This window comes from Hoylesella oralis ATCC 33269 (assembly GCF_000185145.2).
Lineage (GTDB): Bacteria > Bacteroidota > Bacteroidia > Bacteroidales > Bacteroidaceae > Prevotella > Prevotella phocaeensis.
Genome location: NZ_GL833119.1, coordinates 126038 through 142726 on the forward strand (window position 1 = coordinate 126038; position 16689 = coordinate 142726).

Sequence of the window (16689 nt, forward strand, 5' to 3'; positions counted from 1 at the left end):
CGAAAATCATATTCTATTAAATATATTCATATTTCTCATGGAAATTACCAAAAGGAATGGTTCTGTGGAACACTACGATAAAGAGAAAATCGCCACAGCCATTCGTAAAAGCTTCATCAGCACAGGCAATTCTGTGGCCGATACGGAACTTTATGCCATAGTGGGCGCAGTAGAAAACGTGATTAACACCCATGCCGATAGACGCAATGTGGAGAGCATACAAGACGAAGTGGAGCGTAAACTTATGGAAAAAGGGTTCTATAACGAAGCCAAAAGCTACATTCTCTTCCGTTGGAAACGCACTGAACAACGTAAAGCGCTCAATGCAATTGCAGAAGAGATAGGAGATACCGCCATTGCAGGGATATTGAAAGGCATTGCAAACGACTTCTACGGCAGCGAATACGGCATTTCTGCATTATCAGAAAAGTTCAACAGCTTCAGCAGGGCGGGCATGAACGAGGATAATAAACTATCGGCACTCATCAAAGCCGCTGTGGAAATGACCACCGCAGAGGCTCCCGACTGGGAATTTATTGCAGCCCGTCTTGCCTCATACCAGCTGAATAAAGATATCAGTACTTTCGAAGAAACCGAAGGCATACATTCTCTATACGAAAAGCTGCGCTATCTTACCGATGAAAAACTGTATGGCGACTATATTCTCAAGGCCTATTCGGAGGAGGAAATTGCCGAGGCTGCTTCTTTTATCGTACCCGAACGCAACAATCTGCTTAACTATTCGGGCATCGATCTCCTTATCAAACGTTATCTTATGCGCACCTATTCGCACCGACCTATCGAGAGTGTACAAGAGATGTTTCTCGGTATTGCACTTCATCTTGCCATGAACGAACGCCACAGGCGTATGGTATGGGTAAGAAAGTTCTACGACATGTTAAGCCTGTTACAGGTTACAATGGCCACGCCTACCCTATCTAACGCCCGTAAACCGTTCCATCAGTTGTCGAGTTGCTTCATTGATACCGTGCCGGATAGCTTAGAAGGCATCTTCCGAAGCCTTGATAACTTCGCTCAAGTGAGCAAATTCGGCGGCGGGATGGGCTTATATTTCGGTAAAGTGCGTGCTGCAGGGAGAAAGATACGGGGCTTTAAAGGAGCTGCAGGGGGCGTAATACGCTGGATGAAGTTAGTTAACGACACGGCAGTTGCCGTAGATCAGCTCGGTATGCGTCAAGGTGCGGCGGCTGTCTACTTGGATGTATGGCACAAGGATTTACCTGAATTTCTGCAACTTCGTACGAATAACGGCGACGACCGTATGAAAGCGCACGATATCTTTCCCGCTGTATGCTATCCAGATCTATTCTGGAGAATGGCCGAAGAAGACATCAATCAGCAGTGGTACATGTTCTGTCCTAACGAAATCATATCAGTAAAAGGGTACAGTCTTGAAGACTATTATGGCGAGGAGTGGGAAAAACGGTACCGAGAATGTGTAGACGACCTGCGTATTTCGCGTCGTGTAATGAGTATAAAGGATATCGTACGCCTCGTATTGCGCTCGGCAGTAGAGACAGGCACACCGTTTACCTTCAATCGGGATATCGTAAACCGTACTAATCCAAATGCCCATCGCGGCATAATATATTGCTCTAATCTCTGTACGGAGATCGCTCAAAACATGTCGGAGATAGAAACCGTAGCTAACGAAATACGTACAGAAGAAGGCGACACCGTTGTTGTAAGAGCGGCAAAGCCGGGCGATTTCGTGGTTTGTAATTTGGCCAGTCTGTCGTTAGGGCACCTTCCGTTGGAAGATGATGGTAAGATGAAGAACATTGTATCTACTGTTGTACGCGCACTCGACAATGTAATAGACCTCAATTTCTATCCGCTTCACTATGCTCGCATTACCAACCATCGCTATCGCAGCATCGGTTTGGGTGTGAGCGGATATCATCATGCACTCGCCGTGCGTGGCATCAAGTGGGAAAGCGAACGCCATCTCGAATTTATGGACCAAGTGTTCGAACGCATCAACCGTGCTGCCATCGAGGCCAGTGCCGACCTTGCAGCAGAGAAAGGAGCATATACTTACTTCGATGGAAGCGATTGGAAGACCGGTAAATACTTCACCAAACGGGGATATATGTCGAAAGAATGGCAACAGATTGCCCGAAAAGCGGCGCAAGGTATGCGCAATGCTTATCTTTTGGCTATCGCCCCTACCAGCAGCACAAGTATCATAGCGGGAACAACTGCAGGTGTCGATCCGGTGATGAAGCGCTTTTTCCTCGAAGAGAAAAAAGGAGCAATGCTTCCACGTGTTGCTCCTAACTTATCCGACAAGACGTATTGGGCATATAAAGGGGCCTATCTTATCGATCAAAAATGGAGTATGCGAGCTGCCGGCATACGGCAGAAACATCTCGATCAGTCGCAAAGTGTCAACCTTTATATTACTAACGAATACACCATGAGACAGGTTCTTGATCTGTATCTTTTGGCATGGAAGAGCGGCGTAAAGACACTGTATTATGTACGCAGCAAGTCGTTAGAGGTAGAAGAATGCGAAAGTTGCGCATCTTGAAAGAATAAATTCACCGATATTTTAAACCATATAACTATATATTATTATGTGTAATAACGAACTAAAACGTAATGCTCTCTTCAATCCGGAGGGAGATACCGACTTACGTCTGCGCCGAATGATCGGCGGAAATACCACCAATTTAAACGATTTCAACAACATGCGTTACCCTTGGGCAAGCGACTGGTACCGGCAAGCCATGAACAATTTCTGGATTCCGGAGGAAATCAACCTTGCACAGGATACCAAAGATTATCCGCGACTCGATAAAGCCGAGCGCGCTGCATACGACAAAATTCTAAGCTTTCTTGTATTTCTCGACTCGCTGCAAAGCAACAATCTCCCTACTATAAGCGAATACATTACGGCCAACGAAGTAAACCTATGCCTCCATATTCAAGCGTTTCAAGAGTGTGTACATAGCCAAAGTTACAGCTACATGCTCGATACGATATGCAGTCCCGAGGAACGTAACGACATTCTTTATCAATGGAAAACCGACGAACACCTGCTCCGACGCAACACATTCATAGGGGATTGTTACAACGAATTCCATGATAAACGCGACAAATTCTCGCTCATGAAGACTTGTGTAGCCAATTTTATTCTCGAAGGCATATACTTTTACAGCGGCTTCATGTTCTTTTACAACCTTAGCCGCAACGGTAAAATGTCGGGATCTGCACAAGAAATCCGTTATATCAATCGTGATGAAAACACGCACTTATGGCTGTTTCGCAACATATTGCAGGAACTGAAGAAAGAAGAACCCAAGATGTTTACGCCCGAAAAGGTAAAAGTATATGAAGAAATGATGCGCGAAGGCGTGCGTCAGGAAATAGCATGGGGGCAATATGTCATTGGTGACGAGGTGCCGGGACTGAATACCAAGATGGTTTCCGATTACATTCATTACTTGGGGAACCTACGTTGGCACAGTTTAGGCTTCGGGTATCTCTACGACGAAAATATCCAAGAACCGGAAAACATGAAGTGGGTATCGCAGTACTCCAATGCCAATATGGTAAAAACAGACTTCTTCGAAGCCAAGAGTACGGCATACGCAAAAAGCACGGCATTGGAAGATGATCTCTAACGAGCTATGACCTCCTTCAACAAGGCAGCCACTTCGTCGGCGCAACGTTCATCATTGAATTCCCGTTCGGCAAGCGTTCTGCCTCGTTGCCCCATCTTGCGAGCCTCCTCGGGGTGTTCTTGTATGTAAGTTATAGCTTTCCGCCATCCTTCTTCATCGCCATATGCAACAGAGATACCGCATCCCTCTGCTTCAAGATTTACGGGCATTTGCGGATTACGACTGCATATGACAGGCAGTCCTAATGCTATGGCTTCTACGACTGTTGTTAACCCCACGGTGTATTTGGTCTCCATACAACAGACCACAACACATGCAGCTCGGTTTACTTCAAGTGCCAGTTCGTAGGGCAACAGGCCTTGGGGATAATGAATGTGCACATTGTCTCGTATCTCCATAGAGCGGAACAACATCTCGTAATCCACCTCTCCGTTCTTCCTACCTATATATATATCCAGCAGCGCCTCTGTCGTATAAGCGGCATTGAAAGCCCGAACAAGCGTTTTCATATCGCGCATTTCCTTGCCTGTCGAGATAAAACCTTTGCGTTTTTCATGCCGTGCAAGAATGCGGTCGTAGAAACCTAAATCGGCTCCCCAATGCCCCAGATGCATACGTTCGGGCCGCACTTTACCGACTTTCAGTGAGTCTTCTATCAATTTCCGCGAAAAGAAAAACATCTCATCGATGCCTTTATAGAAAAACTTTCCTAAAAATTCGCGCCATATCGATTGCGAACGTACGACGGGCTGATGATGCCAAATAACGATAGGTTTACGGTACAGGCCCAACGCACGCAGAAATATGAGCGGTTCTATTCCTCTGTAATGCGTGGCATATATGGCATCGAAATGCTCGCGCCGCATAAGTATCTGCCATAGATTATAGATCATCATGCGCCAACGCGCCATTCCGAGCCTCGACCGATGCCACACAACACCGATACCGTGGCGCTCTAATTTCGTTGCACCATACAGGAAATGCGGCGGGAATTCCCCTTTTTCCATCCTTTTCAGGATATATTGTATATCTTGCGTGTGGTAAAAATAGACTTTCATACGGCAAAAATACACAAAAAACTTTGATTATCATTACAATATACATTACTTTTGCACACGGCAACAACAACTCATAATGACAGAAACGCTAAAGGAAAAAACGGCGAAAGGGCTCTTTTGGGGCGGCATGAACAACGGTGTTTTACAGTTGGTAGGTGCTTTGGTGGCAATAATATTAGGCCGATTGCTGTCTACCCACGACTATGGAATGCTCGCAATTATCAGTGTTTACTCGCTCATAGCCACAGCCTTGCAGGAGAGCGGGTTCAAGATAGCGCTCGCAAACATACAGCATCCCACCGACAAAGACTACAACTCGGTGTTCTGGTTCAATATCATTGTGGGGTGTTCCGCCTATGCCATCCTCTTTTTCTGTGCCCCTCTTATTGCGCAGTTCTACCCCGACGAAGATGCCGCAAGCATCGTCCAATTGTGCCGTTACGCCTTCCTAAGCATCATTATTGCATCTTTCGGCACCGCACAAGGGACTTTTCTTTACAAAAACCTGATGGCCAAACAGCAGGCAAAAGCCTCTATTGCAGCCGTAATGATATCGAACGCCATCGGTATTACGATGGCATTTCTCGGCTGCGGCTACTGGTCGCTGGCCTCGCAGGGACTGACCTACGTCTTCGTGAACACCTCCTTGCTGTGGTATTACTCCCCATGGCGCCCCCATTTCGAGATAGATTTCGCTCCCGTCAGGCGCATGTTCCGCTTCTCGTGCAAGATTTTAGCAACCACAATCACGATGCATATCAACAACAATGTGCTCAACTTGCTCTTGGGGCGCTACTTCGGAACGAGCAATGCCGGTATCTATAATCAGGCTTACCAGTGGGACTTCAAGTGCTTCTCGCTTGTTCAAAACATGGTAAACCAAGTGGCTCAGCCCGTTCTTGTTGATCTGAAGAACGACGGGGAACGCCAGCTAAACGCCTTACGCAAGCTGATGCGCTTTACTGCTTTTATTTCCTTTCCGCTGCTCTTCGGCTTCGGATTGGTGGCAAAGGAGTTCATCGTTATTACCATCGGGGCCAAATGGCTGGCCAGTGCCGAACTTGTACGGATATTATGTATTGCAGGCGCCACGATGCCATTGAGCACCTTGCTGTCGAATATGATACTGAGCAAAGGCCGATCGGGCACCTATTTCCTTTGTACGCTGGCGTTGTGCGTAGTACAGATCGCTACTATGCTGCTCATCTATCCTTTGGGCATACGCACAATGGTGGTGGCCTACGTTGTCATCAACGTAATATGGCTGTTTGTATGGTATTTCTTTACGCACCGTCTTACGGGCTATCGTGCAGTGTGGTTCATTAAAGATACGGCGCCGTTTGCACTGGCTGCGCTCGGTGTAATGGCACTTATCCACCTCGTTACGGCATCTGTCGAGGCGCTATGGTTACTGTTTATCGTGCGTATTGTCATGGCCGTGCTGCTTTATTACGCCGTTATGCGCATCGCCCGCGTACAGATACTTGCCGAATGCATGCAATTCGTCATGGCCAAAATAAATAAGAACAGAAAATAGAATGCCCGTTCAGAAGACAAGTTTTACAGGCATTCGCAGCATACAGCCATAATTTTAAATCATCTACAAAAACGCTTATTAAAGCTACATTCTACACTTGCAGCAAACAGAGCACCTACCTAACGCTCTCAGGCATACCATCTGCCCGAATTATATGTACCGTTTAAGAGCGCTACTTGCAACATATCCTTGTCGCACTATACTATATTATCGTAACCCTTCTTTCCTTCTTCCGCAAACACTCCGCCTTTTTTACAAACTTTATATAAAAATTCAACGCAAATATCAGGTAAAATTCGTACTTTTGCAACATAAGAATAATACGTGTTAGTTATGAAGCTCGACTTGCTGACCGCTATATCTCCCGTTGACGGGCGTTATAGAAGTAAAACCGAACCGCTTGCTGCTTATTTTTCAGAGTACGCGCTTATCCGTTATCGCATACGCGTAGAGATAGAATATTTCATTGCATTGTGCGAATTACCGCTGCCGCAATTGGCTTCTTTCGACCACGCTTTGTTCGAACGTTTGCGCGATATTTACCGCACATTCGGCGAAACATCAGCGCAACGGGTAAAAGATATCGAAGCTGTTACTAACCACGATGTAAAAGCAGTGGAGTATTTTATCAAGGAAGAGTTTGATAAGATCGGCCATCTGGAGGCCTACAAAGAGTTCATCCACTTCGGTCTGACATCGCAAGACATTAACAATACGAGTGTTCCGCTGTCTGTCAAAGAGGCTTTAGAGGCCGTCTACTACCCACAGATAGAAGAACTGATAGCCCTGTTACGGCAATATGCCGATGACTGGAAAGCCGTACCAATGCTAGCAAAGACACATGGACAGCCGGCATCTCCCACACGTCTCGGCAAAGAAATCATGGTTTTCGTGTATCGTTTGTCGGAACAGCTCGAACAGATGAAGGGTACATGCAAGCTATCTGCCAAGTTTGGTGGTGCAACAGGCAACTACAATGCCCACCACGTGGCTTATCCGTCGATAGATTGGAAAGCATTCGGCAACCGTTTCGTGGGCGAGAAACTCGGTTTGGAGCGCGAACAATACACCACACAGATCAGCAATTACGACAATCTGGGGGCACTGTTCGATGCCATGCGCCGTATAAATACCATCATTATCGACTTAGACCGCGACTTCTGGATGTATATTTCGATGGAATATTTCAAGCAGAAAATCAAGACCGGAGAGGTGGGCTCGAGCGCCATGCCGCATAAAGTAAACCCGATAGACTATGAGAATAGCGAGGGTAACCTCGGCATTGCCAACGCCATTTTGCAGTTTCTTGCGGCGAAACTACCGGTAAGCAGGCTGCAAAGAGACCTTACCGACTCAACCGTATTACGTAATATAGGCGTACCATTCGGACACAGTATCATCGCTATTCAAAGCACATTAAAAGGATTGCGCAAACTTATTCTTAACGAAGAAAAGCTACGTAACGACTTAGAAAATAATTGGGCGGTAGTGGCAGAAGCCATACAAACCATACTCAGACGCGAGGCCTATCCGCATCCTTACGAGGCTCTGAAGGCACTCACCCGAACCAATGAGAAGATGACAGCGGACACCATTCGGCGTTTTATCGACGAACTAAACGTAAACGATAGCGTGAAAACCGAACTTAGAGCTATCACCCCGCTCAACTACACGGGCCTTTAAGCCCTTAAAAAGAAGAAAAAGAAAGAGATTATCATATTAAATTATTCATTTTAAAAAATTTATTAACCGGAGCCGTGAGGCCCATCGTAAAGCATTATTAAAGTTATGGAAATGGAATTAGACAACAAACTTCAGGATCAGTCTGCCGAGCAGAATGAAACTAACCGAGAGGGTTATAGCAGACCTACAGGTAACTATCAGGGAGAATATCGCAATGTAACGCGCCCACAACGCCCACGTATTCGTTCTCAACGTGCCTACAGTACCGACAAGACAAGCGGTGAAGGCGGCTTCCGTCCCGAAGGTTTCGGTGCCGGACTGCAAAACAACAATGAAGGAATGCAGCAACCGCGCCCGTATCGTCCGCGGTTCAATAACGACGGAGGGTATCAGCAGCGTGGAGGTTACGGCCAAAGACCGCAAGGAGGTTATCGCCCTCGTTACAATCAAGACGGCGAACAGGGTGGATATCAACCGCGCGGAGATTATCAACCGCGGCCTCAAGGCGGTTATCGCCCGCGCTACAATCAAGACGGGGAGGGCTATCAACCGCGTCAGGAGGGCGGGTATCAGCCGCGTCCGCAGGGGGGATATCGTTCTCAAGGAGGCTACCAGCAACGCGGAGGCTATAACAACAACCGCGGTGGATACAATAACCGTGGCGGTTACAATAATAATCGCGGAGGCTATAACAACTATGGTGGCTACAATAACAACCGCGGCTATAATCAAGGGGGCTACCGTCAACGCACGGCAGATTACGATCCGAATGCGAAATATAGCTTCAAAAAGCGCATTGAATATAAGGAAGAACACATCGATCCCAATGAACCGATACGTCTGAATAAGTATCTTGCCAATGCCGGAATATGCAGTCGTCGCGAAGCAGACGAGTTTATACAGGCGGGAGTGGTTACGGTGAACGGTAACGTTGTAACGGAACTCGGCACAAAGGTGCTGCGTTCGGATGAGGTAAAATTCCATGAACAGCCCGTATCTCTTGAGAAGAAGGTGTACGTTCTATTGAATAAACCGAAAGATTATGTTACTACAAGCGACGATCCACAGCAACGTAAAACCGTTATGGAGCTGGTAAAGGGTGCCTGCGAGGAACGAATTTATCCGGTAGGGCGTCTCGACAGAAATACTACAGGGGTGCTGCTTCTGACAAACGACGGCGATCTTGCCAGCAAACTCACACATCCTAAATTCCTCAAAAAGAAAGTTTATCACGTCTTCCTCGACAAAGCGGTAACCGAAGAGGATATGCAAAAGATCGCCGAAGGCATAGAACTGGAAGACGGAGAGATACATGCCGATGCTATTGAATATGCCGACGAGCGCGACAAGAAGCAGGTGGGAATAGAAATACATAGCGGAAAGAACCGTATCGTGCGCCGCATTTTCGAGAGTCTCGGCTACCGTGTAATCAAGCTCGACCGTGTACAATTCGCCGGTCTTACCAAGAAGAACGTGCGCCGAGGCGACTGGAGATATCTCACAGAGAAGGAAGTCGACATGCTTCGCATGGGCGCTTTCGAATAACGTAATATATGTATATATATAATAATGTGTAAAGATGTAAGAACGACGTACTGTCTTTTGCATCTTTACACGTTGCTTTTAAATAGATTTCCAAGATGAAAAGAACGAAGATTGTCGATGTTCTGCGCAGCACCGACTTTGGTAATAACGTAAACGTAAAGGGCTGGGTACGTACACATCGCAGCAGTAAAGCCGTAGATTTCATTGCATTGAACGACGGATCTACGATAAAGAACGTACAGATTGTGGTCGATCCGTCGAAGTTCGATGCCGAAACTTTGAAGAACATCACCACGGGTTCGTGCCTCAATGTGGTAGGAGAATTGGTAGAAAGTCAGGGAAAAGGTCAGACCGTAGAGATACAATGCAAGACTTTGGAGATATACGGACCGTGCGGAAGCGACTACCCTATGCAGAAAAAAGGGCAAACTTTCGAGTACATGCGCCAACATGCACACATGCGATTACGTACAAACACCTTCGGTGCAGTGTTCCGTATCCGCCATAATATGGCCATTGCAATCCACCGATATTTCCATGAACACGGCTTCTTTTACTTTCATACGCCCATTATAACGGCGAGCGATGCCGAAGGAGCGGGCGAGATGTTCCAAGTAACCACCAAAAATCTCTACGATCTGAAGAAGGATGAGAACGGAAAGATCATATATGATGACGACTTCTTCGGCAAGATGACGTCGCTCACAGTATCCGGACAGCTCGAAGGAGAGCTCGGTGCAACGGCGTTAGGGCAGATATATACCTTCGGTCCAACGTTCAGGGCAGAGAATTCGAACACCCCTCGACACTTGGCAGAGTTTTGGATGATCGAGCCGGAAGTGGCATTCATCGACCTCAATGACCTGATGGATTTAGAGGAAGACTTTATAAAGTACTGCGTTAAATGGGCACTCGATAACTGCAAAGACGACTTGGAATTCCTCAACAACATGATCGACAAAGGACTCATCGAACGCCTGCAAGGCATCTTGAAAGACGATTTCGTGCGCTTGCCTTACACAGAGGGCATCAATATCCTTGAGGAAGCAGTGAGACAGGGGCACAAGTTCGAGTTCCCAGTATCGTGGGGTACCGATCTCGCAAGCGAACATGAACGCTATTTGGTAGAAGAACATTTTAAGAAACCCGTCATCATGACCGATTATCCGAAAGACATCAAAGCCTTTTACATGAAGATGAATGAAGACGGAAAGACCGTCCAGGGCACCGACGTATTGTTCCCTCAAATCGGAGAGATCATAGGTGGAAGCGTACGAGAGGAGGATTACGACAAGCTTCTTGGCGAGATCAAACGTCGAGATATCCCCATGAAAGACATGTGGTGGTACCTTGAAACACGCAAATACGGTACATGTCCGCACGGTGGATTTGGCCTCGGCTTCGAACGGCTGATACTCTTCGTAACGGGAATGCAGAACATTCGCGACGTTATTCCATTCCCCCGCACGCCGAAGAGCGCAGACTTTTAAGGAAAAACCAAAGCATATATCACCGAAAAGGGAATTGAGTAAAACGGCTCAATTCCCTTTTTGTTTACTATTTATCAGCCGTATGCCGTCGTCAGACAACGTAATCAGCCGCCGTTTATAGAGGTCTCCCACGGCTTTCTTATAGACTTTCTTGCTTACTTGGAAGCGTCTTTTAATCTCTTCGGCGTCGCTTTTATCGCCTAAGTCGCACATTCCGCCGTGCTCTTTCATGTATGCAAGCAACGTGTCTGCAAAACCTTGCGCCTGCAGAAAGCCGACCGGCTGAAGCGTTACGTCTATCTTGCCGTCGCGCCTCACGTTCCCGATATAACCTTTCATGCGGTCTCCCGTCTGCACATGTTTGAATATCTGGTCTTCGTAGGCCAATCCGGCATACTTATCGTCGATGAGCACTTTAAATCCGAGGTTGGTCTTCTGCCAAACGAGCAGGTCTACTTCTTGCCCTTTGTCATATTGCGGAAAGTTTTTACAGAGGAAATGCTCCACTTTGGCAGAAGCTACGATGCGGTAGCTCTCCTCGTCTATATACACGAAAACAACATACTTGTTTCCGATTTCCATGCGTTTTTTCTGCTCGCGAAACGGACAAAAGAGGTCTTTCATCAGCCCCCAGTTCAAGAAAGCGCCATATTCGTTCACCCAAGAGCATTCAAGAAAGGCGAAGCTGCCGACTTTTGCCAAAGGCGTCTCCGTGGTAGCAACCAGCCGCTCGTCTTGATCGAGATAGACAAACACCGCGAGCTTTTCGCCCATTCGGTATGTCTGGGGCACATAGCGCTTGGGCAAAAGAATCTCGCCCTCATCTCCCCCGTCGAGATAAAGCCCGAAGTCTACCTCTTTTACAATCTCCAGATTGTTGTAATCTCCTAATTTAATCTCTTCCATACGCGCTATTTGTTTTCGTCAGCCGTCGGTTTGGCCGGCGTATCCATGCCCACTATCAGGCCGTCTTTCAGGTGAACGGTGCGGTCGGTGATCGATGCGAGCCCCTCGTCGTGGGTAACGATAACGAACGTTTGCCCGAACCTGTCGCGCAATTCGAAGAAAAGCTGATGCAATTCCGCCTTGTTCTTTGAGTCGAGACTGCCCGAGGGCTCGTCGGCGAGTATCACGGCGGGATCGTTGATCAGCGCCCTTGCCACCGCCACGCGCTGTTTCTCGCCGCCCGAAAGCTCGTTCGGCTTATGTTCAGCGCGCTCGGCAAGCCCCATAAACCGCAGAAGCTCTTCGGCTTTCTTCCGCGCTTCACCCCCCGACAGGCCCGCAATATAAGCCGGAATCATTACATTCTCAATGGCCGAGAATTCGGGCAGCAGCTGATGAAACTGAAACACGAACCCGATGTGGCGGTTACGGAAGTCGCTTAGCTTGGCAGCGGAAAGCTCACGCAGCTCTGCCCCTTCTATCTTCACGCTACCACTGTCGGGCTTGTCCAGCGTGCCGATGATCTGCAGCAGCGTGGTTTTGCCCGCTCCGCTCGGCCCCACAATGCTGACAATTTCTCCCCGCGCGATGCTTAGATCGATGCCTTTGAGCACCCGAAGCGAGCCGAAACTCTTCTTTATGCCTTTAATTTCTATCATAATTTTACTTGAATGTGCCGACAAAGATACGCCAAAAAAACGAGTAAACAGACGCTGTCGCCGATTTTATTTTGCGATATTCGGCCGTCGCGGCGGCAGGGCGTAAAAGTCCGGCGCGCCGTCTGAGCGTTCCTGTTGATCCACCCGCCGTGATAACGCTAACCGCTTATCGTGACAACTCTAACCGTTTGCCGTGACAACGCCAACCGCTCGCAAGAATATCGCCAACCGTATGTAGAGATATGTGCGACCGCTTGCAGAGATACGGCTAACCGTATGTAGAGGTGTGGTCGACCGCTAAGCTGCTCGCAGGGGCGCGGGGAGAGGTGGCGGGGCGGCCGGTGAAAAGGGGGTTGGCGGCGGTAAATATGCAACAGGCAAGCTGCGAACAATGTATTCGCAAGCTACTTCACTTGCTTACGTATCCACGTGCTAATGACGTCGTAGGCGCTGTTCTCCTCCGTATGTTGCGGCTGCGCGAAGGTCATCTCGTCCATTGCGTCGCCAAATTGGTCGGGGAATATGATCAACAGGTTCTTGCCCGAAAAATGGCGCTTGATCTCATCAGACAGGCCCTCTTGCGCGCTTTTGTAAGACACGGTGCCCTTGCGCGCCGTCACCACCACGAAGAGATGGTCGTCGGCAATGGTTTCCGCCAGCCGCGGGAGGCCGTTCCAGTGCGTCATCTCGGCATAATCGGCCCGCACGTCGGGGTGCCTGTTGCGCACGTATTCGCTGATCAGCGCCAACGTGTCGGCCCGCCCGTGGAACTGTATGCGGCATTCCAAGTAGCCGGCCACGCGCGACAGGCGCTCCAGCCAGCGGTAGAATCCCTGCTCGAACTGTGCTCTCGAGGGCACTACTACCTGTATCCGGCGCAACGTGTTGAGCGGCTGCATCAGCCGGCACATGATGATCTGCCGGTTGAGTCCGTTGAACAGGCTCTGATGAAACTCTCCCCAAAACTTTGCAGACACATCCTTGTGCATGTGCATCCCGATTAATATTTCCGATGCGCTGAACTCCTTGAACGCGTGCTTGATGCCGTTGGCAATGTTGGCCGCAATGCGCACCTGTGTTTGCATCTTCACGTCGGCCGCCGCAGCATACTGCGTGACGTGTTCGAGCAGTCGCCTTCCCTTTTCTTGATTGGCTCTCATGTGGTCGTCGTCGTACACCACGTTGAGCCCAATCAGCTCTCTGTTCAGCTTTGCATTGCGCATGAGTATCGCCAAATTGACCAACCGGTCGGCGTATTCGGGATATTTTACGGGGATGAGTATTCGCTCGTCGTCGCCATTCTTGTCTTCTTCCACGGGTATGTCCTTGTCGCGCAGCGTGATGATCTGGGCGGAGCGCTCGGTAATCATCGAAGAAATGACGCACGTAAACAAGATGACGAGCACGATGCCGTTGAGTATTTCACTGTCGACCAGATAACGCCCTTCCGACACCTCTATCTTCATGCCCACCATTACCATAGCTATGGCGCCCGCAGCATGGGCAGACGTGAGGCCGAACATCATATGCCCCGACGACCGAGGCAGCCTGAATATCATGGCCGAGAGGTATGCGGCGAGGCCCTTTCCCAGCGTTCCGAAAAAAGTGATGCACAGCACTACCCAGATGATATTGCCCCCGCGGAAGAGCCAGCTCACGTCGATAAGCATGCCCACGCCTATGAGAAAGTAAGGTATGAACAGCGCATTGCCGATAAATTCGATGCGGTTCATCAGCGGAGACACGTGGGGTATGTATCGGTTGAGTATCAGTCCGGAGAGGAAAGCGCCGAAGATGCCTTCCACGCCCGCTACTTCCGACAGCGCCGCCCCCATGAACATGATGGCCAAGATAAACGTGAATTGCATCACAGCGTCGCTGTATCGCCGCAGAAACCAGCGCGTAAGTCGGGGCACAAGCCATATCATACCCGCGCAATAGAGTGCAAATTTCGCAACGAACAGCAGCCAGAAACCCACGTTATTGCCATTGTTATAAAAGGTAACGATGCCTGCAAGAAAGATCAGGGCAAGCAGCAAAGCTATCATCGACGAGCCCACGCTGAGGATGACACTCGGCTTTCGCTGCAGGCCGTAGCGCCCTACGATGGGATAGGCTATGAGCGTGTTCGAAGCCATGATGCATCCCAAGAGCAACGAAACCGCCGAAGAATAGCCCAGAATGGCAATCCCCATGAGATAGGTGAGCAGGAAAGGGAGTACGAACGTTGATATGCCGAACACAAGCACGCGGTATTTGTTCTTTTTAAAGCCCTCCATGTCCATCTCCAACGCGGCAAGAAACATGATATAATACAGCCCAACTTTGCCGAAAAGCTCGAAAGAATTGTCGCGCTCGAGGATGTTGAGCCCGTATTTTCCTATCACCACGCCCGCCAGAACCATGCCGATAATGTGTGGGATGCGCAGTTTTCCCATAACGATCGGCGCAAACAATATAATAAGGAGCACGACAAAGAACACTAAAGTCGGATCTGTAAAGGGAAAATAGGACGAAAGATGGAACATAGAGCTATTGTTTAAAGTTACAAAGATACAACAATAATCCGAATAAGATTGCTAAAAAATGGCTTTTCATCGCTGCTTTCTCATTTTAGTACTGCACATATTGCAACGATATTCTTTAAATTTACAATAAATCGTTCTTATAATCAGCAGGAATATAGTAATTTTGCAAGGCAATCGAGTATAACATATAAATAATACAGATTATGAAAGTAGCAATTGTAGGCGCAAGCGGAGCGGTCGGTCAAGAGTTCCTCCGTATCCTCTCCGAGCGCGATTTCCCGCTGGACGAGCTGGTGCTTTTCGGTTCTGAACGCAGTGCCGGGCGAAAATACAACTTCAGGGGAAAAGACTATGAAGTAAAACTTTTGCAGCATAACGATGATTTCAAGGATATCGACATCGCCTTTGTATCGGCAGGAGGTGGCACCTCTAAAGAATATGCAGACACTATCACGAAGCACGGGGCGGTGATGATAGACAATTCGAGTGCGTTCCGTATGGACGACGACGTGCCCTTGGTAGTGCCCGAATGCAATGCCGAAGACGCGCTGAACCGTCCGCGCGGCATCATTGCCAACCCCAACTGCACTACGGCCATGATGGTTGTTGCGCTGCAACCGCTGGAAAATATCTCGCACATCCGCCGCATCCACATAGCAAGTTACCAGAGTGCAAGCGGGGCAGGTGCTGCGGCTATGGCCGAACTTCAGCAGCAGTATAAGGAAATGGTGGAAGACGGAAAGGTAACAACCATCCGGAAATTCGCCCATCAACTGGCCTACAACGTGATACCGCAAATAGATGTATTTACGGAAAACGGCTACACCAAGGAAGAAATGAAGATGTTCAACGAGACGAAGAAGATTATGCACACCGATGCGAAGTGCTCGGCCATGTGCGTTAGAGTAAGTTCGTTGCGCGCTCATTCTGAGAGTGTATGGATAGAAACCGAGCAGCCTATCTCCGTTGAAGAGGCAAAGAAGGCGCTTGCGGCAGCCCCCGGAGTTGCGCTGTTAGACGATCCATCGAAAGAACTTTACCCGATGCCGCTCGATACAGCAGGCAAAGATGATATCTATGTGGGGCGCGTACGCAAAGACCTTGCCGACGATAACGGCCTTACTTTCTGGCTCAGCGGCGACCAGATACGCAAAGGAGCGGCGCTGAATGCCGTACAGATCGCCGAATATCTTATTAAAGTAGGCGACGTGAAGTAGTTTTCTGTCTTTTCAGGTGCACTGGTCGTGTGCGTTACAGTTACAGTGCAATCTTTATACAGTCAGCGGAATATCGGTTCAGGCCGATGTTCCGCTGATTTCGTTTTGCCCGTAACGCACGATTACATGGCCCCTGTAAGCCCGATGCACCCCATGCCTATGCCTGATGTACGGGCCTTCTAAGTCCAATACACCATACACCTAACGCCCATACAGTGGCGAAATATGTCGCATATTCGTACCAATCGTTCTCCCAAAATGTGCTCTATAGCAGGAAATAACCTCTGAGTAAAGCCCGTCGTATCATGTATCTACACAAGTTATTCCCACCATTTTGCAATATCAATATAGCAAAACAAAGATATTATTTGCAATCT

The 16689-nt window shown here is 48.5% G+C and carries 11 protein-coding genes; 7 read left to right on the top strand and 4 right to left on the bottom strand.

Features of this window, described 5'->3' with window-relative positions; all coding sequences use genetic code 11:
- The first annotated feature begins 37 nt into the window (after window positions 1-37).
- Together HMPREF0663_RS03295 and HMPREF0663_RS03300 are read left to right on the top strand one after the other, a co-directional pair.
- Complete coding sequence (locus HMPREF0663_RS03295; RefSeq protein WP_004368757.1) at window positions 38-2554, top strand: ribonucleoside-diphosphate reductase subunit alpha; 2517 nt, start codon at window positions 38-40, stop codon at window positions 2552-2554.
- Between the two features lie 46 nt (window positions 2555-2600).
- On the top strand, window positions 2601-3650 hold the full coding sequence (locus HMPREF0663_RS03300) for a ribonucleotide-diphosphate reductase subunit beta (RefSeq protein WP_004368758.1): 1050 nt from the start codon (window positions 2601-2603) through the stop codon (window positions 3648-3650).
- On the opposite strand, the gene HMPREF0663_RS03305 is transcribed toward HMPREF0663_RS03300, so the two are convergent.
- Window positions 3647-4708: a glycosyltransferase gene (locus HMPREF0663_RS03305; RefSeq protein WP_004368759.1), complete on the bottom strand. Its 1062-nt coding sequence runs from the start codon at window positions 4706-4708 to the stop codon at window positions 3647-3649. The two genes, HMPREF0663_RS03300 and HMPREF0663_RS03305, sit on opposite strands and share 4 nt — an antisense overlap.
- A 76-nt stretch (window positions 4709-4784) precedes the next feature.
- Here HMPREF0663_RS03305 and HMPREF0663_RS03310 point away from each other — a divergent pair, with 76 nt between their 5' ends.
- The 4 genes from HMPREF0663_RS03310 to asnS all read left to right on the top strand — a co-directional run bounded on the left by HMPREF0663_RS03310 (window position 4785) and on the right by asnS (window position 10963).
- Entirely contained in the window at window positions 4785-6245 is a 1461-nt protein-coding gene (locus tag HMPREF0663_RS03310) for a lipopolysaccharide biosynthesis protein (protein ID WP_004368760.1), read from the top strand.
- 333 nt (window positions 6246-6578) lie between these two features.
- The gene (gene purB / locus HMPREF0663_RS03315; RefSeq protein WP_004368761.1) at window positions 6579-7928 is read left to right on the top strand and encodes an adenylosuccinate lyase; all 1350 of its coding nucleotides are present in this window, start codon (window positions 6579-6581) and stop codon (window positions 7926-7928) included.
- Window positions 7929-8033: 105 nt separating this feature from the next.
- On the top strand, window positions 8034-9473 hold the full coding sequence (locus HMPREF0663_RS03320) for a pseudouridine synthase (protein ID WP_004368762.1): 1440 nt from the start codon (window positions 8034-8036) through the stop codon (window positions 9471-9473).
- A 95-nt stretch (window positions 9474-9568) separates the two neighbouring features.
- A complete protein-coding gene (asnS, locus tag HMPREF0663_RS03325; RefSeq protein WP_004368763.1) occupies window positions 9569-10963 on the top strand; it encodes an asparagine--tRNA ligase in 1395 nt (464 codons plus the stop codon).
- A 48-nt stretch (window positions 10964-11011) separates the two neighbouring features.
- Here the strand turns inward: asnS and HMPREF0663_RS03330 are convergent, their stop codons facing one another.
- From HMPREF0663_RS03330 to HMPREF0663_RS03340, 3 genes are all read right to left on the bottom strand, one after another.
- On the bottom strand, window positions 11012-11869 hold the full coding sequence (locus HMPREF0663_RS03330) for a CvfB family protein (RefSeq protein WP_004368765.1): 858 nt from the start codon (window positions 11867-11869) through the stop codon (window positions 11012-11014).
- A 5-nt stretch (window positions 11870-11874) separates the two neighbouring features.
- Window positions 11875-12567, bottom strand: a complete 693-nt coding sequence (locus HMPREF0663_RS03335) for an ABC transporter ATP-binding protein (RefSeq protein ID WP_004368766.1) — start codon at window positions 12565-12567, stop codon at window positions 11875-11877.
- A gap of 404 nt (window positions 12568-12971) precedes the next feature.
- Window positions 12972-15095 carry a cation:proton antiporter gene (locus HMPREF0663_RS03340; RefSeq protein ID WP_004368767.1) on the bottom strand — a complete coding sequence of 708 codons (2124 nt, stop codon included), beginning with the start codon at window positions 15093-15095 and terminating at the stop codon, window positions 12972-12974.
- Between the two features lie 203 nt (window positions 15096-15298).
- On the opposite strand from HMPREF0663_RS03340, the gene HMPREF0663_RS03345 reads away from it, so the two are divergent.
- Window positions 15299-16312 (top strand): aspartate-semialdehyde dehydrogenase, encoded by a 1014-nt coding sequence (locus HMPREF0663_RS03345; protein WP_004368769.1) that lies wholly within the window; start codon window positions 15299-15301, stop codon window positions 16310-16312.
- Window positions 16313-16689 lie beyond the last annotated feature (377 nt).